The sequence below is a fragment of the Aerococcus sp. UMB1112A genome (assembly GCF_030230715.1).
Taxonomy (GTDB): domain Bacteria; phylum Bacillota; class Bacilli; order Lactobacillales; family Aerococcaceae; genus Aerococcus.
On the sequence record NZ_JASPDS010000004.1, the window covers coordinates 130,237 to 151,563 of the forward strand.

Sequence of the window (21,327 nt, forward strand, 5' to 3'; positions counted from 1 at the left end):
GCTAGGCCTCCTTTGTGTCTTGATCAGCTTTCAGTTTACCGCAGGCTTGGACATAGGCCATAGCCGAAGCGGTAACCACATCGTAGTCGATCCCACTCCCGTTATACTGGGTCCCGTCTTCATTGGCAACAGCCACGTGGACTTCAGCCTGGGCATCGATCCCACCGGTCAGAGCTTCTAAGCGGTAGTCGGTCAAGTGGGAATTGGCCTGCATGATGTCATCCACCGTATTGAAAATGGCTTCGATCGGGCCCTTGCCCATGCCTTGGCCGGTTACCACTTCGGCATCTTCTTTGTTTTCCTTGATTTGGATCACAGTCGATGGAATGCCATTGGTCCCGGTCATCAATTGGAGGCTAACCAGTTTGTAGTCAGCGGCTTGTTCATCTTCGTGGCCGAGCACGAGATAACGAATGTCTTCATTTGATACCTGCTTCTTCTTATCAGCTAGGACCTTGAACTTAGCAAAGGCAGACTTGATGTCTTCTTCGGATAAGTCGAAGCCCAAATCTTCTAGGCGCTTACTGAAGGCATGGCGGCCGGAGAGTTTACCCAGTGGCAAGGCATTGGTTTGAACCCCCACCATTTGAGGCGTAATAATTTCATACGTTGAGGCATTCTTGAGGACACCGTCTTGGTGGATACCGGACTCATGGGCGAAGGCATTGTCCCCGATAATTGGCTTGTTACGAGGGACTGGCATCCCGGACAAGTGGGAGACCAGGTCAGACAAGCGCTTGGTCTGTTCCAGGTTGATATGGCTGGTGCATTGGTAGTGGTCTTCCCGGATTCTTAAGGCCGTCGCTACTTCTTCCAAGGCTGTATTCCCAGCCCGTTCGCCAATCCCATTGATGGTTCCTTCCACCCGGGTGGCCCCGTTCTCAATGGCAGCTAAGGCATTGGCTGTTGCCATGCCCAAGTCATTGTGGCAGTGGCAGGAGAACATCACGTCATCGAATTTGGGACATTCTTTTTGAAGGTGTTGGAAGATCTGAGCCATTTCTTCAGGATTGGTGTAGCCGGTAGTGTCTGGGATATTAATAATGCTTGCCCCGGCGTCAATGGCTGTATTGACGGCTTCGGCTAAGAAGTCCAGCTCAGTCCGCGTCGCATCTTCCGGTGAGAATTGCACACTTTCGAAATATTGTTTGGCATAGCGGACATGGTGGTCAATATTTTCGAGGACCTCTTCCTTGGTCATCTTTAATTTAAATTCGCGGTGGATAGGGCTAGTGGCAAGGAAGACGTGGATGGAAGGTGACTTTGCATTCACTAAGGCATCACGGACCGCCTCGATATCCTTCTCCCGGCAGCGGGCCAGACCAACAGTCGTTGTGGACTCTAGGCTATCTGCAATAGCTTTCACGGCTTCGAAGTCACCAGGACTTGAGATGGGGAAGCCGGCTTCAATGGCATCAATGCCCCACTCTTCTAATTGTTTAGCGATACGAACTTTTTCTTGGGTATTGAAGTTAACGCCTGGCGTCTGTTCCCCATCACGGAGGGTTGTATCAAAAAAATCAATCTGTTTCATTCGTCTCTTCCTTTCCACATTTTTGGAATTCATCACTTCAAAAGAAAAGGCACCTTGTTACGGAACAAGGTGCCTACCACCTGCTCCCTTTGTTGTACGCAAATTAGGACGCAGATGTTAGTTTAAGAACCACATATGCGCCTGCTAGCATAATAATAAGAGAGCAAGATGACGGAAATCGTTACAACAAGGATAGTTGCTGGTCATTGGCATGTTAGTTTGCGAAGTCATAAAGTCCATTGTCCTTACTCCCTTTCTGTGATTTCTTAATGCATGTTTTAATCTTAATCTAATCTGATCGAATTGTCAAACTATTTTGCCGGAAAAATTAAGTTTTTTTGAAATGATTTTAATCTTTGGGTTGTAAAGCTTTTAAAGCTGTGCTGATGAGCATCCGTTACGCTTTTGAATTTGGTCCTTGAATTATAGAGGATCAAGAACGGCTAGCACCGTTTTGTACTATATCGGTAAGTCGCTTACGCTCTAACGGCTATAGCAGCACCGGCTCGAGTCCTAGTGGTCTCTCGACTAGCAAGACTCAAACGGCTAGTACGGCTAAAAAATAGCCTACTAGCCGTAATTCGCTTTGCTTGCTTAGACGTGGCTAAGGACCAACTTCAACGCTCCACTCCTGCTCATAGATGCATTGCTGAACAAATTCTATTAAAAAATTAAATTATGCTGGGAAATGTAGAATGGTTATAAAAAAGATTAGAAGCTGAATTTCAAAGCTTTCTTTTAAACTTGCTTGGTCATAGATTTTAGAAGTGGCTACTTGCTAAGGAGTCTCTCATTTGAAAGTTGGAGAGCGGCTACTTGCTAATGAGGCCCTCGTTTGAAAGTTGAAGAGCGGCTACTTGCTAATGAGGCCCTCGTTTGAAAGTTGAAGAGCGGCTACTTGCTAATGAAGCCCTCGTTTGAAAGTTGAAGAAGGGCTACTTGCTAATGAGGCCCTTATTTGAAAGTTGAAGAGCTTTAGAAAAGAGAAACGTAAATTTATCACATAAAAAGCTTGAGACAAAAGCTCAAGCTCTCAGCATAATAATAAATTTGTTAAATATGTAAGACAGTAGACTTTTCTAAGCTAAGCACTCCCTCGCACCCTCTAGTTAGGTTCGCAAGAGCAGCTTTGGAATGCTTTCACAAGTTGGAAACGTGCAAGTGTAATTTGCCCTTATTCCAACTTACTCCAAGCATCCAAAGCTAAATGCTCTTGCTCACACCCTTAGTCGGGTTCGCAAAGGCAGAAGCTTCTCCACTTCACACGAGCGAAACGTGCAAGCTGAGCTTGCCCTTTTTCGTTCGTGCTCCAGTGGTAAGCTTCTAACCGCCTTTGCTCACACCCTCCTTTAATAATTGTTATCCCAGAGTTTCATCAGGGCCTGGGTGCCGGCGTCTTGGTAGCCTTTGTCGGCTAGGCGTTGGTAGAAGTCGTAGGCCATTTGGCAGGCGGGGAGGTCAATTCCCATGCGATCAGCTTCGGCTAGGGCAATGCCCAGGTCTTTGATGAAGTGTTTGACAAAGAAACCTGGGCTGTAGTCGCCCTTAACGATCCGTGGGCCATAGGAAGTCAGGGAGAAGTTCCCAGCGGCGCCAGAAGATAGGGTGTCAATGACCTGGTTGACATCGAGTCCTGCCGTTTTGGCATAGACCAGGGTTTCCATGACGCCTAACATGGTCGCAGAAATCATGATTTGATTGGCCATCTTGGCATGCTGGCCGGCACCTGCTTGGCCAAAATACTGGACGCTGGCACAGAAAGTGTCTAAGACAGGACGGATTTTATCTGCACTAGCTTGGTCGCCCGCTAAAAGGCAGGTCAAACGACCCTCGCGCGCCCCGACATCGCCACCCGTTACAGGCCCATCCAGAACTTGGACGCCCTTGTCTTGGCCAACTTGGGCTAATTCCTGGGCCAGGGCCGGGGTCGAAGTGGTCATATCGACAAAAACCTGCCCCTGGCGTGCCCCCGCAAAGAGACCCTGGTCGCCGAGATAGACCTCACGCACATCATCAGGATAGCCAACAATGCTTAAGACTAAATCCACCTGGCCAGCGAGGGCTTCAGGTGAATCACACCAATGTGCTCCCGAAGCGACCAGGTCATCTGCCTTGGCCTTGGTGCGATTATAGACAAAGAGTTCATAGCCTGCTTCAAGGATGTGCCGGGCCATGGATTGTCCCATCACACCCAAACCAATAAATCCAACTTTCATCTGTCATCTTCCTCCTTTTCCTGACCGAGCACCAAGGGACGTTTGAGGAGCCAGTCACACTGGACCTCTTCCCCCATCACAAAAGCGTGCTCGGAAAAACGTTCAAAACCATACTTCCTATAGAAGGCCTGGGCCCTTAGATTATGCTCCCAAACCCCCAGCCAAATATAGGGGCAGTCCCAGCCCCCTGCCTTGACTAGGGCAAAATCCATGAGTACAGAACCGAGACCTCTCCCCTGGTATCCCGGACGAATATAGAGGCGTTCGACCTCTAGCCAGTCTCGGGGTTGTTCTTCCGACTGCTGACCGCCGCGATTGACTTTGATATAGCCCAAGACCATGTCCCCTTCTTTAAGATAATAGAAGTAAGAGTCTTCCTCTGACAATTCCTGGACCAATCGCTCTGGCGCATAAGCGGTCTCTAAGTAAGCCGCCATATCCTCATCCGAACACGTTCCCTCAAAGGTCGCTAGGTAACACTCGCGACTCAGTCCAGACAAGCGCCTCGCTTCCTCAACAGGGATCGCTTCAATACTCAACTCTGCCATCCATCTCCCCCTCTCCATAAAGTCTGCTTAGTCCTATTGTGGCAGATTGGCCTCTGAAAATAAAGAAAAAGCAGCTTCCAGGGCTGCTTTTTCAAAGAACGATACATTTACTTGGTCAGCTTATCAATCAGGCCGCCCAAGAGACCGCCGTCGTCATCTTGACTGGCTTCTTTCTTAGCAGCTTGGTCCTTTTCATCGACGGTGACATTGTCGATAACCTTACCCAAGAGGCTATCATCTTCGGTCTGATTCTCATCCACCGTTACGGCATCGAGGACCCGTTCTAGGAGGCTGCCTCCTTCTTGGCGGGCCTGACCCTCTACTTCGCGGGAGGCCTGGTCGACTTCCTGACCCAGGTCTTCCTCAGCTACATTATTAGACTTCCGGCGGTGGGCCAAGTACATGAGAACCATGGGCGCTAGGACAATCAGGGTCCGCTTAACAGAAGCTGTATCCATATTCAAAGCCTGGGCGATCTTATCGATGATCCCCTCTTTCTCATTTTGGTCCTTGAAGACATGGTTGAGGATCTTGTCGCCGTCCTCCTGGTCCACCTGCTCGGCTGCCTGATCGATGGATTCGAACTGGTCGGCCTTGTCGTGATCGTTTAGGGCCTGGTTGAGCGAGTCAATCCCCGACTGGTCCTGGCTGTTGCGGTTGATCGCCTTCATAATCATCGGCAAGCCCAGCGTCATGATCTTCCCAAAGTCCGCTGAAGAAACATTGGCTTGCTTGGCTAAGGAGTCATTGGACTGGCCGCCCTGACCCGTCAACATCCCAATTAAATTGCCTGCTTGGTCAAATAAACCCATTGCACACACGTCCTTTCTTTTTTCCTTTATTATAAGTCAAAAAAATAGCGCTACCAAACAAAAAGCACCAGGGTGTGAGAGGATGCGGGAGAAAGGGAGCTCTGGAGTAAAAGGCTAGAGAAGCTCAGAGAGCTTCGACAGCCTTTTGCGAAGAGGAGCCCTTTCTGCATCCTCGAACCCGACTAGAACAGGGTGTGAGCAAAGGCGGTTAGAAAGGGATGACTGGAGGCAAAAGGGATAAGAGCGGCTAGCAGCCGGTCGTTCCCTTTTGCTGAAGTCACTCCCTTTCTGCCTTTGCGAACCCGACTAGGGTGTGAGGGCGCGCGGTTAGCTTCCTTTCACTGGAGCCAAGAGCCAAAAAAGTACCAGGTCGTTCACCTGGCACTAAGAATTCTAACTATAAACTTCTTTTTTGAGAACCGCAATCTGTGGATAATTGCGCAATTGGCCCTTGAAGTCCAAGCCATAGCCCACTACAAACTTATCGGGAATCTCAAAACCAATCCAGTCAGCCTGGAAGTCCTTGGTCCGGCGAGCCGGTTTGTCCAGGAGGGAGACAGTCTTAATGGAAGCTGCCTGGCGACTCTCTAAGACCTGGTAAAGATAGGTCAGGGTCCGTCCCGTATCAATAATATCCTCCACAAAGATCACATGGCGGTCCTTGACTGGCTGGGAGAGGTCCTTAACAATCTTCACCTCACCGCTCGACTCGAAGCCATCCCCATAGCTCGACACATCCATAAAATCGATCTCCAGGAGAATATCCATCTCCTTCATCAGGTCCGCCATAAAGGGCATGCCCCCCTTGAGGACACAGACCAAGAGCGGATTCTTATCCTGGTAGTCCTTTGCAATTTCATCCGCCAATTCCTTAATCCGAACCTGCAAGTCTTCCTTAGAAACTAAAATTTCTTCCATTAATTCATCCATGATTTGACACTCCCACTCCTTCAAATTGCTGCGCGGCCTTATCCAAAAGGCTTGAATACCCCTATTCTACCAGTAAAGGCACCGGCTTGGCAATTGCTGGTAAAAACATCCAATCTTGGACCAAGCCAGCAGAAGTCTTATAATAAGGAGAAAGAAAGGAGGATTCCAATGACCCTAATTGAACAAATCAACGCTTTCCGTGATGCGAGGGACTGGCGGCAGTTCCACAATGAGAAGGACCTGGCCCTATCCTTGGTTCTCGAAGCAAGTGAACTCTTAGAAATTTACCAATGGAAGACTGCGGAAGAAGGCAATCAAAATATCGAGGCCATCAAGGATGAGCTGGCCGATGTTCTCATCTACGCCCTCATGCTGGCGGACAACCTGGACCTCGACGTTAACGAACTCATCCCCCGCAAACTAGCTAAAAATGCTATCAAATATCCCGTCGACAAGAGCCGGGGGCAGAATAAAAAGTATACGGACTTATAATGTCAACCTTCCGGGGCCTAAGACACAATTGGGGGCGGCGAGTGTGGCTTGACGACCAGCTAGCCACAATCCGGGTCTAGGAGTGTGGGTTGGCAACTACTAAGCCACATTCGGATCCTAGGAGTGTGGGTTGACAAGCGCCAACCCACATTTAGAAAGTAGGAGCGGGGATTGACGACCACTCCCCCACAATCAGAGCTTAAGAGTGTGGGTTACTGCCCCCCAGCTTCCCCTTTAGAAAAAGCCGGCGCGTCTCTGACGAGATGGTGCCGGCTTCTTTTTCTTTCAAGAATATAGGACTAAACGACTTTCTCCCACGCTATTCAAAACCTGCTCCAAAAGTCAGCCCTGGCGTCCACTTCACAAAGGATAATCAATCGTATAGCTACGATTGATCACCCTTTGCTCCAGTGGTCCAGGACTAAACGACTTTTCTCCCACGCTATTCTTCAAATTTAACCACTTGCATGCTAGTGACTTGGATGCCGCGACTGCGCAGGTCGAAGTAGAGGGCGTTTTGCATGATCATCTTGTTGACGGCAATCTTGTCGTAGGGAGTGAAGAATTGGATGTAGACATTCATGGACCGGTTGCCGTATTCGATCCGGATCTGGGGCTTAGTTGAGGCCTCCAAACCATCCATCTTGCGTTTGAAGAGGGCCAATTCTTCTTCCGTGCACTGCTCGAGGAAGCCCTCGTACTTCTCATAGGCCACCTTGGCGGTAATCTTCTTCACCTTTTCCAAGTCTTGGCCGTAATCAATAGGCACCATAACATCCACCACCACATAGGGGCTGTCGTGGTTGTAGTTATAGATGGCGTGCTCGAAGATCCAGCGGTTGGGTACCGAGATGTAGCGGCCGGTATGGGTCCGGGCCTTGGTCATGGTCCCCACTTCAGCCAGGTTAATCTGGAGAAAATCCAGGTCCACCACTTCGCCGGAGACGCCATTAATATCGATCACACTGCCCACTTCTAAAGGTGAGCGCAGGATAATATAGAGATAGGCCACCAGGTCCACCACCACATCCCGCGAGGCCAGGGTGAGGAAGGCCAGGATAATCAGGATGATGACCCCCAGGAGCTTGGCCTGGGAGAACCAGAGGCTGAGGATAAAAATAAAGGCGAAGAAGAAGACAATGAGTCGGCTAAAGCGGTTAATTCGCTGGGCCAGGTTTTCATTATCCGTTAGCTTAGGTAAGAGCCATTTGATCCCCTTCATGAGCAAGAAGGTCAACAAGATGGCAGCCAAGGAATAAAGGGCCTTCTCAATAAAGAGTTCAGAATCGAGTTGGTCACTGTTGAGGTATTCTAAGAAATGGTTCATAAGCGCCTCCTTTACTTGTTCACTTATTCCTATTCTAGCATAAGTCGCTCCCATATGACGGGATAGAAGCCCTTATTTTCCAGCATATTTTAATCTTTTCCTGAGCCCTTTTGTTTGTGAAATCTCTCCTTTTGTACTAGGATGGGGGTAGCAAAATATTAAGGAGGATGTATACGATGAAAGTTGTTGTTGTCGGAACGTCACATGCTGGTTACGAAATGGTTCAAACTTTGCTCAAGGCTGACCAGGATATTGAAATCGATCTCTATGAAAGTGGATCCACCATGTCCTTCCTATCTTGTGGGATTCAGTCTTACTTAGAAGACAAGTCCGATCACTTGGACGATCTTCATTATGCAACAGAAGACTCTTACAAGAAACAAGGTATTAACGCCTACACCAATAGTCAAGTAGTTGCGATTGATAGTGATGCCAAGGAAGTTACTGTTAAGGACGACCAAGGTGAACACCAGGTCAGCTATGACAAGCTCTTCTTAAGTCCTGGGGCTGTTCCGGTTGAACTCCCTATTGCAGGGACTGACCTCGACCACGTCTACTATCTCCGGGGCCGTGACTGGGCAGACCGCGTCAAAAAACGTATGGCAGAAGCCAAAGAAGCCGTTGTTGTAGGCGGCGGCTACATTGGGATTGAAGCGGCAGAAGCCTTCACCAAGGCTGGCATTAAGACCACTGTGATCGATAGCCAAGACCGCATCTTACCAACTTACTTGGACAAGGAATTCACCGAAGTCCTCGAAGCTCATGCAGCTGATAAAGGTCTCGACTTCCACGGCAATGAATGCGTCCAATCTGTCGAAGGCAAAGACGGCCAAGTTGCCAAAGTGATTACAGACAAGGGCGAATACCCCGCCGATACCGTTCTCTTCGCTGTTGGCGTTAAACCAAACACCGAATGGCTCAAGGGCACCCTGGAACTAGATGACAAAGGCTTCGTTAAAGTCAACGAATACCTGGAATCCTCTGTAAAAGATATCTATGTTGCCGGTGACGCCACCGAAATTCCATTCAACCCAACTGGTAAAGGCAAGGCCATTGCTCTCGCCAGCAATGCCCGCCGTCAAGCGGTTGCAGCTGCTCAAAACATTATCGCTGGGGAAAACAAAGTCAAATCACCTAGCGTCAACGGTACCAGCGGCCTAGCCCTCTTCGACTACCACTTTGCGGCAACAGGCGTTAAGGACTGCGACAAGGCAGAAATTGATGGCGAAGTAGAAAGCCAATTCCTCCAAATTCCTGTCCTGCCTAAGTTCATGAAAGACGACCAAGAAGTCTTCATGAAGATCCATTACCGCAAAGACGACCACAAATTAGTCGGGGCACAAATCATGTCCACCATGAACTTAGCACGGGACATCAACACCCTATCCGTTGCCATCTCAGCCGGTTGGACACTTGAAGACCTCGCCTTAGCTGACTTCTTCTTCCAACCTGAATACGACAACACTTGGCACTACTTCAACCAAGTTGCCCAAGAAGCACTGGGTCAACGCTTCGGCAGCGACAAACAACTCTTTTAAAAAAGGGTGTGAGCAAAGGCGTTTAGAAAGGGATGACTGGAGGCAAAAGGGATAAGAACGGCTTTAGCCGGTCGTTCCCTTTTGCTGAAGTCACTCCCTTTCTGCCTTTGCGAACCCGACTAGAAAAGGGTGTGAGCAAGAGCGATTAGAAGTGGACCTCTGGAGCAAAGCAACAGAGAAGACTGAAAGGCTTCGGCGGCGCTTTGTGAAGAGGAGCCACTTCTGCGCGACCGAACCCGACTAAAAAAGGGTGAGAAGGCTGGCGGTTAGCTTTCGTTCACTGGAGCAAGTCACCAGAGCAGTCTGCAGGACTGCGGCGGAGACTTGTGAAGTGACACGAAAGCTGCCAGACTGAACCCGACTACAGGGTGAGAGCAAGAGCGATTAGAAGTGGAAAAGCTTCTAACTCTGCGCCCCAACTAAACAAACCACTTTAAAGCTAGGCCACCCGCCTAGCTTTTTTGCTTGCTTTTTGTTAGACTAAAGGCAAAAAAGGAGGACCCTATGTCCGAAATTAATGAAGTAACGTCCTGGATTTTTGATGAAGAAGTGCCTGTTCCAGATGACGTTCAAAAGATGTTAGTGCCCGGCGAAGAAGCCTTCCGCGCCTTTAAAACCATCCGTGATGTGGCTATCTTTACCAACAAGCGCCTGATCGTCCGCGATAGCCAGGGCCTAACTGGCAAGAAGATTGAAATCTACAGCCTCCCCTACCGCTCCATCACCATGTGGTCCACGGAGAACGCAGGCCGCCTCGACCTGACCTCTGAAATCGAACTCTGGACTCGGGCTGGCCATATCAAGATCAGCCTCGGCCGTAAGGTAGACGTCCGCGAATTCGACGACCTCTTGGCCCGTGTTTGTCTCTAATGAAACAAGAAAAAGTGTCGCCTCCCTCGACAAAAAGAGAAGGCGACACTTTTTTATTTTCATTAGCTACTAATGATTATAATATCGGCTTGGCACTGTTTTTATGGGCAGGAGTGAAGCGTTGAAATCGGAACGGATGCTCGCTAGCGCCATCTATTTCACCACTAAATCCTTCAGCTGTTTTTCCATTTCTTCCTGCTTTAAGCCAGCCTGGGTCAGGGCAGCGGCGTTGTAGGCCCCTTCGACGAAGGCGGTGTCATAGATGGTGATTTTTTTGTCGGACATTTCCTGGACCATTTCCAGGTTCATCTTGGCGGAACCCAGGTCATAGAAGGCATAGATCTGGTCGGCCTCAGCCTGGTCGATGGCGGTCTGGATCCGTTCGAAGGAGGTCCCAATCCCACCGTCTTCGAGGCCTGCTGCCTGGATGATCTCCACGTCCTTGGCCACTTCTTTTAAGAGGTCAACAAGCCCCTGGGCCAGGCCTTCCACATGAGAGACTAAAAGAATCGCACTAGTCATTAAGAACACCTGCTTCCACTAGGGCCTTGAGCCAGTAAGATGTGGACATGGCACCCGGGTCGATATAGCCAACTGACCGTTCGCCCACATAGGAGGCCCGACCTTTGCGGGCCTGCATGTCCTCTGTCGCTTGAACCCAGCCGTCAATTTGTTCGGCAGTCAAGTTGCCTTCTTGGAGGGCTTCCGCAGCGGGCAGCCAGACATCCAGCATGGTCTTGTCTCCTGCTTGAGCATGGCCGCGCTTGGCAATCCCATCAGCTGCTGCCTGGATCGCTCCTGCCCAGTTACCTTCTTGACTCTGCAGGGCCTTGGCCATCTCCAAAAAGGCCGTCCCGTAGAGCGGACCCGAAGCCCCGCCAACCTTGGACATCATGGCCATGGCTGCTGCCTTTAAGAGGTCCACCACTGAGGCGTCCTCCGCCTGGTCGTCCAGCTTCTCCTGGAGGGCATCCACGCCCCGCTTCATGTTACCACCATGGTCACCGTCCCCGATCGGCGTATCCAATTCGGACAGGTATTCTCTATTTTCCGTAACTTTTTGGCTAAAAAGGCTTAAAGCCTCGCGCACTGCTTGTTCTTGACTCATCAGTCTACCACCCTTCCACATCAACATCGGCTTGGAGTAAGTCCAGCCAGTCGTCTTCTAATTTTAAGAAAGTTAAGGAAATCCCTGCCATATCAATCGAGGTCATCAGGTTGCCGACCTTGGTAAAGGCAATGTCCAGGTCCTCAACTTCTAGAAGTTCCATCACATCATTTAAGAAAATGTACTGCTCCATCAGCGGCGTGGCCCCCATGCCGTTGACGAGGATGGCATAGCGGTCGCCGGCTTGCCAGTTGTTATAGGCCTTCAACTTCTCCAACATTTCTTGGGCCATAGCCCGGGAAGGCTGGAGTTTTTCGCGTTTGTAGCCCGGTTCACCGTGGATGCCGACCCCGAACTCGATCTCATCATCCGCCAGGTTGAAGCCCTGCTTGCCGGACTCTGGAACTGTCGCGCCAGACAAGGCCAGGCCAATGGAGGATAGATTAGCGACGACCCTCTGCCCCAATGCCTCTAGGTCTGCCAGGCTACCGCCTGATCGGGCAGCGGCGCCGAGAATCTTATGAACGAAGACAGTGCCAGCCACTCCGCGCTTGCCCTGGGTGAAGTCGGAATCTTCCACGGCAATGTCGTCATCCACGACCACCTTGGCGACCGGAATATCATCCATCTCTGCCATCTCCATGGCCATCTCGAAGTTCATGATGTCCCCCGAATAATTCTTGATCACCAGCATGACCCCCTGGCCCTGGTTGGCTTCCTGGATGGCCCGGTAGACCTGGTCGGAGGTCGGTGAGGTGAAGACCTGGCCGCAGACTGCCCCTGCCAGCATCCCATCTCCAATAAAGCTAGCGTGACTGGGCTCATGGCCACTGCCTCCACCGCTGATCACCGAAACTTGGTCTGGCAAGTACTTGGCTATCAGGATCCCTGTATCCTCAATCCGCTCGATCTTGGGATTGGCCAGAACCATGCCCGAGAGCATCTCATCGACCACATCAGACGCCTGGTTGATAATCTTTTTCATGATTGATCTTTCCTCCCTTTCATTCGATGCGCACATTCTTGTCCCCTCTAATTTACCATAAAAGCGGTTTCTTTTCTATTTTTTAATTCGCTTTATTTTGAGGGAACAACGCAACGGATGCTCACTAGTACAATTTGATAAAGAAAGCAAAAAACTCCCAGCCTAGAAGACTGGGAGATGTGCTGGTTAACTAAAAACATGGAAGAGATAGGAGCCTAAGAGAATGATCGCTGCGAAGCCGTTGTTCATCATATGGAGCAGGATGGCGTCCTTGATGTTGTTCCGCCGGCGATAGACCAAGTAGAGGGCCACCCCGATGATGATGTACATCACCGCCTCAACAATATTACTGGACAAGTGGTTGAGACCAAAAATTAGCGAACTCAAGACCAGGGGCCACCAGAAGCTTTCAGCCTTGAAGAAAAGATGCTGGAAAATGCCCCGGAAGACCAATTCTTCTAAAAACGGCACCGCAAAGCCCATCATGATAAAGAAGGCAATATTGGAAATAGGCGAGACCAAATCAGGATTACCGGAGAAGAGCATCTGGTCATTGGCCGATACCCCCGTCTCATAGACAGCTTGGTTGGCCATGGTCAATACCACCACCGCCACGCGGACCCCAATATAGTAGAGGAAGACAATTCCAATATCCTTCCATCCCAAGCGGTCGAAGTTGTCCTTGCCCTGGGCACGCTTGTAATAAAAGTTATAAAGAAAACGGTAAGTCACATAAGCAAAAACTAGAACTAAGAGGGTCAGCCCAGCTACTATTGGCCAGGAAAAACGATGGGAATTACCATTGACCACAAGCATCAAGCCCATAGGTAGGGTCCCCCAAATCATCAAGCCAATCCATTTCAAAATATCCAAGAAGCGCTGCCCCCAGCCTTTCTCTTCCGTCGTATATTCTTCAGTCATCATCACGACCTCCTTTAACTTTATTTTAACACAGGCAAAAAGCCCAACTCAATCAAAAAGGGAAAGCGGTTTAACCAGCGGGCCCTTTCCTCTCACAAGACTCACGCATGAAGCAGGCATCAGACTACTTTTTTGTAGAAAAATCAATTTGCTTTTTCTCTTAGCTAGAAAATCAAAAACTTTTACTCTTTTAGCTTAATAATTAACAATTTACTCATGAGCAAGAGTGAAGCGTTGAATTTGATTGTTAGCCATGAACAAGCAAGCGAAGCGAATTACGGAGCGTAGGCTTTAGCCGTACGGTCCGTTTAAGTCTCGCTAGGCGAGAGACCTTGGCTCGAGCCGGTGCCATGGCTCTTTAACAATCAAATTCAAAAGCGGAACGGATGCTCATCATTACAATTTGTATACCTATTACCATCCACCAAAAAGAAAAAGCAGCAAGCCAAGCCTGCTGCTTCAATATCTATCGAACTATTTACGACGGCGTTCAGCAATCCGAGCTGCTTTACCGTGACGATCGCGTAAGTAGTATAATTTCGCACGACGAACTTTACCTTGACGGATCACTTCGATTTGGTCAACACGTGGGGTATGAACTGGGAAAGTCCGTTCCACACCAACACCACTAGAAATCTTACGTACTGTGTAAGTTTCGCTGATGCCTTGGCCGCGGCGTTTGATAACAACACCTTCGAAGAGCTGGATACGTTCACGGTCACCTTCGACAACCTTAGCGTGGACACGAACGGTGTCACCAGGACGGAAGTCTGGGATGTCAGAACGTAATTGTTCGTTTGTGATAGCTTCAATTAATTTACTCATGTTTTTCTCCTTCCAACAAACACTCATAGCAGGCAAACCTACTAGCGGAATATCGTTTGATACGTGACAATTACTCACAAGTACATAGTCTAACAAATTCGAGTAGATTTGTAAAGGATTATTTGAGATTTTTTTGGACCCAAGCAAGAACTTCAGGGAAGTCCATGCAGACCTGGTCCACATAATCATCAACGCCTTCAAATTCGCGGTCCCGGTGGTTGAGCCAGACAGTATGGAAACCAGCTTCCTTGGCCGCCACCATATCGTGCTTGAAGTTATCGCCGAAGTAGACGCTCTCTTCAGGTCGGATGCCCATCCGCTGGCAGACCAAGTCAAAGATTTCGCGTTCAGGTTTGGCTACACCCACCTCTTCGGAAACTAAGATATAGTCTTCTGGAATCCAGTCCGTCAAGCCCATGGTTTCTACCTTGGCCCACTGCTTGGCGGTTTCCCCATTGGTAATCACGCCCATGGCCTGGTCTGCTGCCTTCAAGAGATCGAGGACTTGGCGCATGTCGTCTTGGAGATCCAGGTCCTTTTGGTAGCGCTGGTAGGCTTCTTGGAAGGCCCAACCTTCTTCACTGGAAATGTCAATCCTATCATCAGCCAGGGGCGACTGGATGCGCTTGATCTGCATCTGCTTGATGCCCTCGGGGTCGAAGGCAAGACCCGGGAACTCCGTATCCGAAATATAACGGCTCTTCTTATACCAGATAGGGGCCCGGTCCTGGTCCAAGTCGGGGAAGACCTCCGTCAAAGCCCGGCGGAAGGGATCCATCTGGTCGTAGAGGGTGTCATCAATATCAAAAATAAAATTCTTCAGCATAAGCTCTCCTTCTCAGTCGCTTGTCACGTCACACATCCCCTCCATTCTAACACATTTTGGGCCCTTCTCTGACGAATGAGAAAATTCTTAGCTGCTTCGTCAGAAATTTCGTTGGAACTGACTTTTATGTTGCTTATTAGTTGGGTTCAGGCTAGCAGAAATAGGTCTCTTGCTCCAGAGGTCTATTTCTCCCGCTAGCTTTCGCCCCCTTTGAGATTTTCTTCACTTTACAATAGTGTTTTCATGACAAAAATGGTAGAATACAGATGTACTTAATTTCTGAAGGGAGATTTTAAATTGGTTAAGACAATTATTGCCGGAAACTGGAAATTAAATAAGACTGCTGGTGAAGCGAAGAGCTTCATCGATGACTTGAAAGCACAAGTGGACGCTAATGTGGACGCTGATGTGGTTGTTATCCCACCTGCCCTCTTCGTGGCTGACGCTGTGGAACGCACTCAAGATTCTGCCCTTAAAGTGGGGGCCCAAAACTGCTACTCTGAAGATAGTGGAGCCTTCACAGGCGAAACCAGCCCTGCTGCCTTGAGCGACCTCGGTGTAGACTATGTGGTCCTCGGCCACTCTGAACGCCGCGAAATCTTCAAGGAAACCGACGAAGACATCAACGCTAAGGTGAAAGCTGCCCTCGACAACAAGTTAACCCCTATCCTCTGCGTGGGTGAAAGCTTGGAACAACGTGAAGCTGATGAATATATTGCCTTCATCACTGAACAATTAAAGGCTGCCCTCAAAGGTTTAGACGCTAATGACATCTCACAAGTTGTCTTCGCCTACGAACCAATCTGGGCTATCGGAACTGGTAAGACCGCTTCTGCCCAAGACGCAGAAGAAGTTTGTGCCGAAATCCGCCAAGTCATTGCTGAATTGACTTCTGAAGACGTGGCTAAAGAATCAAGCATTCTTTACGGCGGTTCTGTTAAAGCAGCTAACGCTAAAGAAATCCTCTCCCAAGACAACATCAACGGTGTCCTCGTTGGTGGCGCAAGTCTAGAAGTTGACAGCTTCACCGGGATTATTGATGCAGTTAAATAAGTTGACCTAAAATTTAAATAAAGATAGAGCCCCTAAGAGCCTGGCAGTGGCCAGCTTTTGGGGGCTTTTTTAATAATGGATTTTTAATACACAAAAAGGTGCTAGTAAATTCCTGTCGAATTCACTAACACCTTCACATTATAGGGTCAAGACGTCAAATCTTCCTTAGTCTATTTCGCTTAACATGAGTATGACTCATAACTTCCTAAGCTCGACCAACATATAGAGACCAATAGCTAATATTATATACTTGATAACCATATACACATTATCTGCTATATAACTGGGACCCGTAGAGTGCGCAATCAATGTGCCAAGTAGAACCATAAGAAGTCCCGTGTAAATATTCTTTTTTGTTTGATTTTTCATAGCTTACACCCTTTGTTAGTTAGTGACTAGTCAGTGAGCTCCATAAGCTGTTTTTAGTAACATAGCAACGAAAGTTGAGAACAATCATTAACTCTTATTATCTTACACATTTATTATATCAACAACCAAAAACGCTTTCAAATCGTTTGATCGACTTCTTTTAATTTAAGTTATAGGCTTAATAAGATTATTTGTTTTGTAAAGTTCCATTCAAACCTTTATCCTTACTCACCAGTAATAAATGTAATTTATAGCATTTTATACTTTTTCCGTAAGTTGATCACTTCAAAATTCTAATTGTTATCTATTGAAAGCGCTTATGTTTTCTTGTTAGAATGGAGGTGCAAGAGACAGTGAGTTTTTTAAGAGAGGAGCTGGCAAGTGATGAAGGACAACAAGACCATGCGCAATATCTTAATTTTTGTGGGCGGCTTAGTCGTCGGTATTCTGTTGAGCAGTCTCTTTAACGTCATGGCCCCCTTCTAGCCTATCATAAGCAATCAGGCCTCCTAACGGTATGCGTTGGGAGGCCTGTTTTTATTTGGGTTATTGTCGAGAGACTCACTAGTCACATTCTCTCAAGATAAAGAAGTAAAAAGTTAGGGCAATAATCACTGCTGGAAGAATAGCGATTAAATTGTAAGCCAAAAACTTCTGCAGGACAAAAACAAGAATATGACTGGCCGACGTGTCGAGCACATACTGGAAGTTCCCGGCCACCCCATCCACAATAATTGTGATCGCAAAGATAAGGCAATAGGCATAAAAGCCGTACTTCGCGCTCAACCGGCGCTTTCTTAACTGGTCATTCATTACAGGCCTCCTTTATTTAGTCATCACTAACTTAATCTTCCTTCTTACCATCATCCTTCAAGCCCATCCCGATTCCCGTACCGACTACAAGACTCAATCCAATACCAAGAGGCATACTGTCAATCGTCCACCCCAGGAACATGCCAACTATCATCGCTAAACCAAGCCAGAATCCAAAATTATCTTTCATACCTCTCCTCCCTCAATCGATAACCATACTTGAAAGATTGATATTTCTTAGCTTCTAAAGCTACTGTAAAGGTTTTAGCTTCCCCTGTCAATCAATATTGGTTTTATTTATTACAAATAGATCTAATTTATATATATATATATATATATAAGCAAAGGCTATTATATTTGCTGTCTTGAATTAATAAAAAAGAGTCAGCTCAAGGGCGACTCCATCAATCGATCGTATCCAGCCAGTGCCCTAGACAAGATCACTGACCTTTTTTGTATATTTTAACCCTATTTCTTAGAAGCTTTATTCTTTTCTTTTGCCGCTCCCAAGGAAACGCCAATTGCTAGGCCGACTCCTATGCCAACAGCCATTTTATCTGTCACCAAACCAAAGATCGCCCCAAAAAACAAACCTAAACCAATCCACAAACCCATACTATCCTTCATAATCAGCCACCTCCATGGCAAAAACGATTCTGATTCACCTTACACTCCTACTGTAAACCTTTCCAAACCCTTCGTCAATTATAAATAAAAGCTCAATAACTCGCAGTAAATTAATAAGCACAAGCCACCATAACAACCACAATTTCATTTGCTCAAGTCAGATTTCATATAAACATTTAACGATCAAAGTCAAGATGGAACGCATGCTCACTAGCACAATCTCAAGCCAAATTAAAAAAGTCAGCTTAAAGCTGACCTTTATATCCCATAACATCTAATCGCATCTTGCGCAAGAGAGTACTAAGACTCAGGCTATTCATCCCCTTCAAAGCAACACCTAAAGAAGCTCCGATGATTAAACCAAAGCTTATTCCAATCCCGAGTCTACCTGTTAATACACCAATAACTACTCCAAAAATTAATCCTAAACCAATCCACAATTCCAAGTTATCCTTCATTACCACTCCTCCTTGACTTTAAAAGAATCATAAATCCATCTTATAAATTCACTTTAAAGCTTTTCAAGCTGCTCGTCAAATGTAATAAGAAGCAGATAAGAAAGCAAAGCAGATCCTCACCAGCACCATTCTATTTATCAATTACTCATATTACACGCATCTTTTTGATTTGGCAGCAATTCAATCGTGAGCAGAAGTGGAGCTTGAGTTTGATCGTTAGCCATGAAAAAGAAAGCGAAGCGAATTATGGAGAGTTGGCGCAAGCCTTACTCTCCGTTTGACTCTCGCTAGGCGAGAGACCAAGGCTCGAGCCGGTGCTATGCTTTAGCCGTTGGAGCTTTAGCGACTTACGGATAAAGTACAAGACGGCTTCAGCCGTGTTGATCCTTTAAACATTTAACGATCAAACTCAAGACGGAACGCATGCTCACCAGCACAATCCCAATCCAAGCCAAATTAAAAGAGCCAGCCCCCAAGGCCGACTCTTCCATTCACTCTATGCATTAATCAAAACATCCAGTCCTGCTGCCAATAAGCCCCCTAACATGGGGCCAATAATCGGCACCCAGGCATAGGACCACTGGCTAGCCCCCTTATGAGGGATGGGCAGGAAGCTGTGGGCCAGGCGGGGGCCAAAGTCCCGGGCCGGGTTGATGGCATAGCCAGTGGGGCCACCCAGGGAGACCCCGATGCTCACGATCAAGGCAGAGACTACAGCGGTACTGATTCCCGGTGCCATGTCGGTGTAGGCGAAGGCCATAATACCGTAGGCCAGGATGAAAGTCCCAATCACTTCCGCAATCACATTATCCAGGGGTGAATCGATAGCCGGTGCCGTAGCGAAGGTTCCCAGGATAGTATCTGGATCTTCGGTCTGGGCATAGTGGGGCCGGTAGAGGAGCCAGACGCCGACTGCGCCTAAAACAGCTCCCAGGACCTGGGCGATGGTATAGGCCAGGAAGGTCCCCCAACTGATTGCCCCTCTCAGGGCAAAGGCCAAGCTAACGGCTGGGTTGAGATGGGCTGGTCCCATGTGACCGGTGGCATAGGCGGCAATGGCGACGGCCAGGCCCCAGCCGATGGTGATGGTCAGCCAACCCGCGTCCTTGCCCTTGGTCCGGTCTAGGCTGACATTGGCCACCACCCCGTCCCCTAGGAGGACCAGGAAGGCCGTGCCGAGAAATTCTCCGAGTACATCTGTGGGCATGGTGGTCCCTCCTTACTTGGCCTTAAGCTGGGCCAGGTCGTTTTCTTCAATGGTGGCTTGTAATTGGTCCAGCTGAGCTTGTTTTTCTTCTGCTGTCCAATCATAGGCTGCTGCCATGATGTCTAAGACCGGTGCGATCATATGGTCCACTTCATCCCGCTTGAAAAGCAGGTAGTTGGTCCGGCGCAGGAAGTAGTCCACTGGGGTCAGGGTCATCTCATAAGCCATGGCATAGGCCAGCATGACATTTTCCTTGAGGGTTAAACGGTCATCCTTGTCGATTTGGTCGACCAATTGGAAGACTTGGGGAGCGTTGGACCCGTAGAGGGCAGCAATTTCATAGGCTTCCTCATTGGTCAAGCCGCGGCTAACGCCAATTTGGGCATAGGCTTCGAATTCGCGCTCGATATTGTCGGGGTTGATTTCCCCACCTGAGACTGGATAGGTCCGGGAGTTGATGGCTCGGAAGTGGCGGTCGAACTTGTCAGCCAGGATGCCGATAATCTTCTCCAGAGCACCGGCTGCCATCTTGCGGTAGTCGGTGATCTTGCCGCCAGCCAAAGTAATCAGGCCATTGTCATCAATGGAGAGGTCAGAACCCCGGGAGACTTCGGAAGGTTTCAATTGTTGTTCGGACAGGCTGCCTTCCAGGTTAGCCACGACGCCTTCGACTTGTTCGCGGGTCTGTTCCTCCTTGAGATAGGCTTGGACTGATTGGATCAATTGGTCGAAGCTGTCGTCGGTCAGCTTGCCGCTATCGCCCCCGTTGTAGTCGGAAGACGAGTTGCCAGCGAGAAGTGGCCGGAGCCCTGCCCAGGAGGATTCCACATCCTCTAGGCTAATGTCCGCATCTGGGAAGCGGCCGTTGACAGCTGCCAGGAGATAGTCCACGTCTTCTTGGGTGACTTGGGGGTGCTTGAGGTCGCCTTGGTAGTCGGTGTCGGTGGTTCCGAAGTAGGTCTTATTCTCTCTTGGAATGACAAAGATCATCCGGCCGTCATTGTGGCCGCTGTCGAAGTAGACGGGATGGTTGACCTTGAGCTTGGCGGAATCGATAACCAGGTGGACGCCCTTGGTAGGCCGCATTTGGTGGATGGCTTCTTGGTCCGACCGGTCTAAGTTCCGGGTCTTATCGGACCATGGCCCTGTCGTATTGATGACCACCCGTGCCTTGATCTCGAATTCTTGGTCGGTCAAACGATCCAAGGCGCGGACACCAGTAATTTCGCCGGCTTCATTATAAGTATAACCCACTGCTTGGACCCGGCTGGCGACTAGGGCACCGTCGTCTTGGGCCCGCTTAATGTTTTCGATCACGAGACGGATGTCGCTGTTGTTGAAGTCGAGGTAGCGGCCCCCACCCAGTAAGCCTTCTGCTTTAAGGGCAGGTTCTTCAGCCAGGACTTCTTCCTTGGAGAGGACCTTGTTGGCATAAGGCGAGGTCTGGATACCTGCCAGGAGGTCGTAGAGGTCCATGGCCACTTTGAGCCGGAAGAGGTTGAAGGTTGCCCCTTCTTCATCATAGACTGGCAAAATCATGGGGTCGGGCTTAGGAATGTGGGGAGCGATCTGTTGGACCACGGCCCTTTCCTTGACGGTATCGGATACAACTTCCACGTCGAAGTGTTTGAGGTAGCGGATCCCCCCGTGGACGAGCTTGGTCGACCGGCTGGAAGTTCCTTCAGCGAAGTCCTGCATCTCAATCAGACCGGTTTCTAGGCCTGACGCGGCCGCTTGGAGGGCGACACCGGCCCCGGTAATCCCCCCACCGATCACGAGCAAGTCAAGTTCCCGGTCCTGCATCTTTTGAATGGCTTGTTGACGGCTTTGGTATGAAAATTTCATGGTTTATCCTCCTCTAAAGATTA

The 21,327-nt window shown here is 48.8% G+C and carries 22 protein-coding genes; 4 read left to right on the forward strand and 18 right to left on the reverse strand.

Going from position 1 to position 21,327, the window contains the following annotated elements; genetic code table 11:
- Nucleotide 1: 1 nt before the first annotated feature.
- The 5 genes from QP860_RS03895 to hpt all read right to left on the reverse strand — a co-directional run bounded on the left by QP860_RS03895 (nucleotide 2) and on the right by hpt (nucleotide 6,040).
- Nucleotides 2-1,534 (reverse strand): 2-isopropylmalate synthase, encoded by a 1,533-nt coding sequence (locus QP860_RS03895; protein ID WP_070617646.1) that lies wholly within the window; start codon nucleotides 1,532-1,534, stop codon nucleotides 2-4.
- A gap of 1,349 nt (nucleotides 1,535-2,883) precedes the next feature.
- On the reverse strand, nucleotides 2,884-3,750 hold the full coding sequence (locus tag QP860_RS03900) for an NAD(P)-dependent oxidoreductase (protein ID WP_070617644.1): 867 nt from the start codon (nucleotides 3,748-3,750) through the stop codon (nucleotides 2,884-2,886).
- Nucleotides 3,747-4,298, reverse strand: coding sequence for a GNAT family N-acetyltransferase (locus tag QP860_RS03905; protein WP_070617638.1), 552 nt, complete (start codon nucleotides 4,296-4,298; stop codon nucleotides 3,747-3,749). The genes QP860_RS03900 and QP860_RS03905 overlap by 4 nt, the downstream gene beginning before the upstream one ends.
- A gap of 107 nt (nucleotides 4,299-4,405) precedes the next feature.
- Nucleotides 4,406-5,110: a DUF937 domain-containing protein gene (locus tag QP860_RS03910; RefSeq protein WP_070617636.1), complete on the reverse strand. Its 705-nt coding sequence runs from the start codon at nucleotides 5,108-5,110 to the stop codon at nucleotides 4,406-4,408.
- Between the two features lie 393 nt (nucleotides 5,111-5,503).
- Entirely contained in the window at nucleotides 5,504-6,040 is a 537-nt protein-coding gene (gene hpt / locus QP860_RS03915; protein ID WP_141744578.1) for a hypoxanthine phosphoribosyltransferase, read from the reverse strand.
- 168 nt (nucleotides 6,041-6,208) lie between these two features.
- On the opposite strand from hpt, the gene QP860_RS03920 reads away from it, so the two are divergent.
- Nucleotides 6,209-6,532: a nucleotide pyrophosphohydrolase gene (locus tag QP860_RS03920; RefSeq protein ID WP_284912216.1), complete on the forward strand. Its 324-nt coding sequence runs from the start codon at nucleotides 6,209-6,211 to the stop codon at nucleotides 6,530-6,532.
- Nucleotides 6,533-6,974: 442 nt separating this feature from the next.
- Here the strand turns inward: QP860_RS03920 and QP860_RS03925 are convergent, their stop codons facing one another.
- Nucleotides 6,975-7,859, reverse strand: coding sequence for a mechanosensitive ion channel family protein (locus QP860_RS03925; protein WP_284912217.1), 885 nt, complete (start codon nucleotides 7,857-7,859; stop codon nucleotides 6,975-6,977).
- A 176-nt stretch (nucleotides 7,860-8,035) separates the two neighbouring features.
- Between QP860_RS03925 and QP860_RS03930 the strand changes: the two genes are divergently transcribed.
- Complete coding sequence (locus tag QP860_RS03930) at nucleotides 8,036-9,397, forward strand: FAD-dependent oxidoreductase (RefSeq protein ID WP_070617627.1); 1,362 nt, start codon at nucleotides 8,036-8,038, stop codon at nucleotides 9,395-9,397.
- Between the two features lie 504 nt (nucleotides 9,398-9,901).
- A complete protein-coding gene (locus QP860_RS03935; RefSeq protein ID WP_284912218.1) occupies nucleotides 9,902-10,267 on the forward strand; it encodes a PH domain-containing protein in 366 nt (121 codons plus the stop codon).
- Nucleotides 10,268-10,420: 153 nt separating this feature from the next.
- Here the strand turns inward: QP860_RS03935 and dhaM are convergent, their stop codons facing one another.
- From dhaM to QP860_RS03965, 6 genes are all read right to left on the reverse strand, one after another.
- Entirely contained in the window at nucleotides 10,421-10,789 is a 369-nt protein-coding gene (dhaM, locus tag QP860_RS03940) for a dihydroxyacetone kinase phosphoryl donor subunit DhaM (RefSeq protein WP_284912219.1), read from the reverse strand.
- Nucleotides 10,782-11,375, reverse strand: coding sequence for a dihydroxyacetone kinase subunit DhaL (gene dhaL / locus QP860_RS03945; protein ID WP_284912220.1), 594 nt, complete (start codon nucleotides 11,373-11,375; stop codon nucleotides 10,782-10,784). Before dhaL ends, dhaM begins: the two co-directional genes overlap by 8 nt.
- Nucleotides 11,376-11,379: 4 nt before the next feature.
- A complete protein-coding gene (gene dhaK, locus QP860_RS03950) occupies nucleotides 11,380-12,360 on the reverse strand; it encodes a dihydroxyacetone kinase subunit DhaK (RefSeq protein WP_284912221.1) in 981 nt (326 codons plus the stop codon).
- A gap of 186 nt (nucleotides 12,361-12,546) precedes the next feature.
- The gene (locus QP860_RS03955) at nucleotides 12,547-13,281 is read right to left on the reverse strand and encodes a CPBP family intramembrane glutamic endopeptidase (RefSeq protein ID WP_284912222.1); all 735 of its coding nucleotides are present in this window, start codon (nucleotides 13,279-13,281) and stop codon (nucleotides 12,547-12,549) included.
- Between the two features lie 474 nt (nucleotides 13,282-13,755).
- On the reverse strand, nucleotides 13,756-14,106 hold the full coding sequence (gene rplS, locus QP860_RS03960; RefSeq protein ID WP_070617610.1) for a 50S ribosomal protein L19: 351 nt from the start codon (nucleotides 14,104-14,106) through the stop codon (nucleotides 13,756-13,758).
- Nucleotides 14,107-14,224: 118 nt separating this feature from the next.
- Complete coding sequence (locus tag QP860_RS03965) at nucleotides 14,225-14,932, reverse strand: HAD family hydrolase (protein WP_284912223.1); 708 nt, start codon at nucleotides 14,930-14,932, stop codon at nucleotides 14,225-14,227.
- 297 nt (nucleotides 14,933-15,229) lie between these two features.
- Here QP860_RS03965 and tpiA point away from each other — a divergent pair, with 297 nt between their 5' ends.
- The gene (gene tpiA, locus QP860_RS03970; protein WP_284912224.1) at nucleotides 15,230-15,985 is read left to right on the forward strand and encodes a triose-phosphate isomerase; all 756 of its coding nucleotides are present in this window, start codon (nucleotides 15,230-15,232) and stop codon (nucleotides 15,983-15,985) included.
- A 933-nt stretch (nucleotides 15,986-16,918) separates the two neighbouring features.
- Here tpiA and QP860_RS03975 read toward each other — a convergent pair.
- From QP860_RS03975 to glpO, 6 genes are all read right to left on the reverse strand, one after another.
- The gene (locus QP860_RS03975) at nucleotides 16,919-17,167 is read right to left on the reverse strand and encodes a hypothetical protein (RefSeq protein ID WP_284912225.1); all 249 of its coding nucleotides are present in this window, start codon (nucleotides 17,165-17,167) and stop codon (nucleotides 16,919-16,921) included.
- A 31-nt stretch (nucleotides 17,168-17,198) separates the two neighbouring features.
- Nucleotides 17,199-17,357 (reverse strand): hypothetical protein, encoded by a 159-nt coding sequence (locus QP860_RS03980; RefSeq protein ID WP_284912226.1) that lies wholly within the window; start codon nucleotides 17,355-17,357, stop codon nucleotides 17,199-17,201.
- A 278-nt stretch (nucleotides 17,358-17,635) separates the two neighbouring features.
- Nucleotides 17,636-17,794 carry a glycine zipper domain-containing protein gene (locus QP860_RS03985; RefSeq protein WP_070617598.1) on the reverse strand — a complete coding sequence of 53 codons (159 nt, stop codon included), beginning with the start codon at nucleotides 17,792-17,794 and terminating at the stop codon, nucleotides 17,636-17,638.
- 245 nt (nucleotides 17,795-18,039) lie between these two features.
- Entirely contained in the window at nucleotides 18,040-18,252 is a 213-nt protein-coding gene (locus QP860_RS03990) for a hypothetical protein (RefSeq protein WP_284912227.1), read from the reverse strand.
- Between the two features lie 496 nt (nucleotides 18,253-18,748).
- Nucleotides 18,749-19,459, reverse strand: a complete 711-nt coding sequence (locus tag QP860_RS03995) for an MIP/aquaporin family protein (protein ID WP_284912228.1) — start codon at nucleotides 19,457-19,459, stop codon at nucleotides 18,749-18,751.
- Between the two features lie 12 nt (nucleotides 19,460-19,471).
- Nucleotides 19,472-21,304, reverse strand: a complete 1,833-nt coding sequence (glpO, locus tag QP860_RS04000; protein WP_284912229.1) for a type 1 glycerol-3-phosphate oxidase — start codon at nucleotides 21,302-21,304, stop codon at nucleotides 19,472-19,474.
- Nucleotides 21,305-21,327: the final 23 nt, after the last annotated feature.

Coding starts and splice junctions, on each gene's coding strand:
- glpO (WP_284912229.1), bottom strand. CDS start 21,304: ATGAAATTTTCATACCAAAGCCGTCAACAAGCCATTCAAAAGATGCAG.
- QP860_RS03910 (WP_070617636.1), bottom strand. CDS start 5,110: ATGGGTTTATTTGACCAAGCAGGCAATTTAATTGGGATGTTGACGGGT.
- QP860_RS03965 (WP_284912223.1), bottom strand. CDS start 14,932: ATGCTGAAGAATTTTATTTTTGATATTGATGACACCCTCTACGACCAG.
- QP860_RS03935 (WP_284912218.1), top strand. CDS start 9,902: ATGTCCGAAATTAATGAAGTAACGTCCTGGATTTTTGATGAAGAAGTG.
- QP860_RS03930 (WP_070617627.1), top strand. CDS start 8,036: ATGAAAGTTGTTGTTGTCGGAACGTCACATGCTGGTTACGAAATGGTT.
- QP860_RS03985 (WP_070617598.1), bottom strand. CDS start 17,794: ATGAAGGATAGTATGGGTTTGTGGATTGGTTTAGGTTTGTTTTTTGGG.
- dhaK (WP_284912221.1), bottom strand. CDS start 12,360: ATGAAAAAGATTATCAACCAGGCGTCTGATGTGGTCGATGAGATGCTC.
- QP860_RS03925 (WP_284912217.1), bottom strand. CDS start 7,859: ATGAACCATTTCTTAGAATACCTCAACAGTGACCAACTCGATTCTGAA.
- QP860_RS03900 (WP_070617644.1), bottom strand. CDS start 3,750: ATGAAAGTTGGATTTATTGGTTTGGGTGTGATGGGACAATCCATGGCC.
- QP860_RS03920 (WP_284912216.1), top strand. CDS start 6,209: ATGACCCTAATTGAACAAATCAACGCTTTCCGTGATGCGAGGGACTGG.
- QP860_RS03955 (WP_284912222.1), bottom strand. CDS start 13,281: ATGACTGAAGAATATACGACGGAAGAGAAAGGCTGGGGGCAGCGCTTC.
- QP860_RS03905 (WP_070617638.1), bottom strand. CDS start 4,298: ATGGCAGAGTTGAGTATTGAAGCGATCCCTGTTGAGGAAGCGAGGCGC.
- QP860_RS03895 (WP_070617646.1), bottom strand. CDS start 1,534: ATGAAACAGATTGATTTTTTTGATACAACCCTCCGTGATGGGGAACAG.
- rplS (WP_070617610.1), bottom strand. CDS start 14,106: ATGAGTAAATTAATTGAAGCTATCACAAACGAACAATTACGTTCTGAC.
- QP860_RS03990 (WP_284912227.1), bottom strand. CDS start 18,252: ATGAAGGATAACTTGGAATTGTGGATTGGTTTAGGATTAATTTTTGGA.
- dhaL (WP_284912220.1), bottom strand. CDS start 11,375: ATGAGTCAAGAACAAGCAGTGCGCGAGGCTTTAAGCCTTTTTAGCCAA.
- QP860_RS03995 (WP_284912228.1), bottom strand. CDS start 19,459: ATGCCCACAGATGTACTCGGAGAATTTCTCGGCACGGCCTTCCTGGTC.
- hpt (WP_141744578.1), bottom strand. CDS start 6,040: ATGGATGAATTAATGGAAGAAATTTTAGTTTCTAAGGAAGACTTGCAG.
- QP860_RS03980 (WP_284912226.1), bottom strand. CDS start 17,357: ATGAAAGATAATTTTGGATTCTGGCTTGGTTTAGCGATGATAGTTGGC.
- QP860_RS03975 (WP_284912225.1), bottom strand. CDS start 17,167: ATGAATGACCAGTTAAGAAAGCGCCGGTTGAGCGCGAAGTACGGCTTT.
- dhaM (WP_284912219.1), bottom strand. CDS start 10,789: ATGACTAGTGCGATTCTTTTAGTCTCTCATGTGGAAGGCCTGGCCCAG.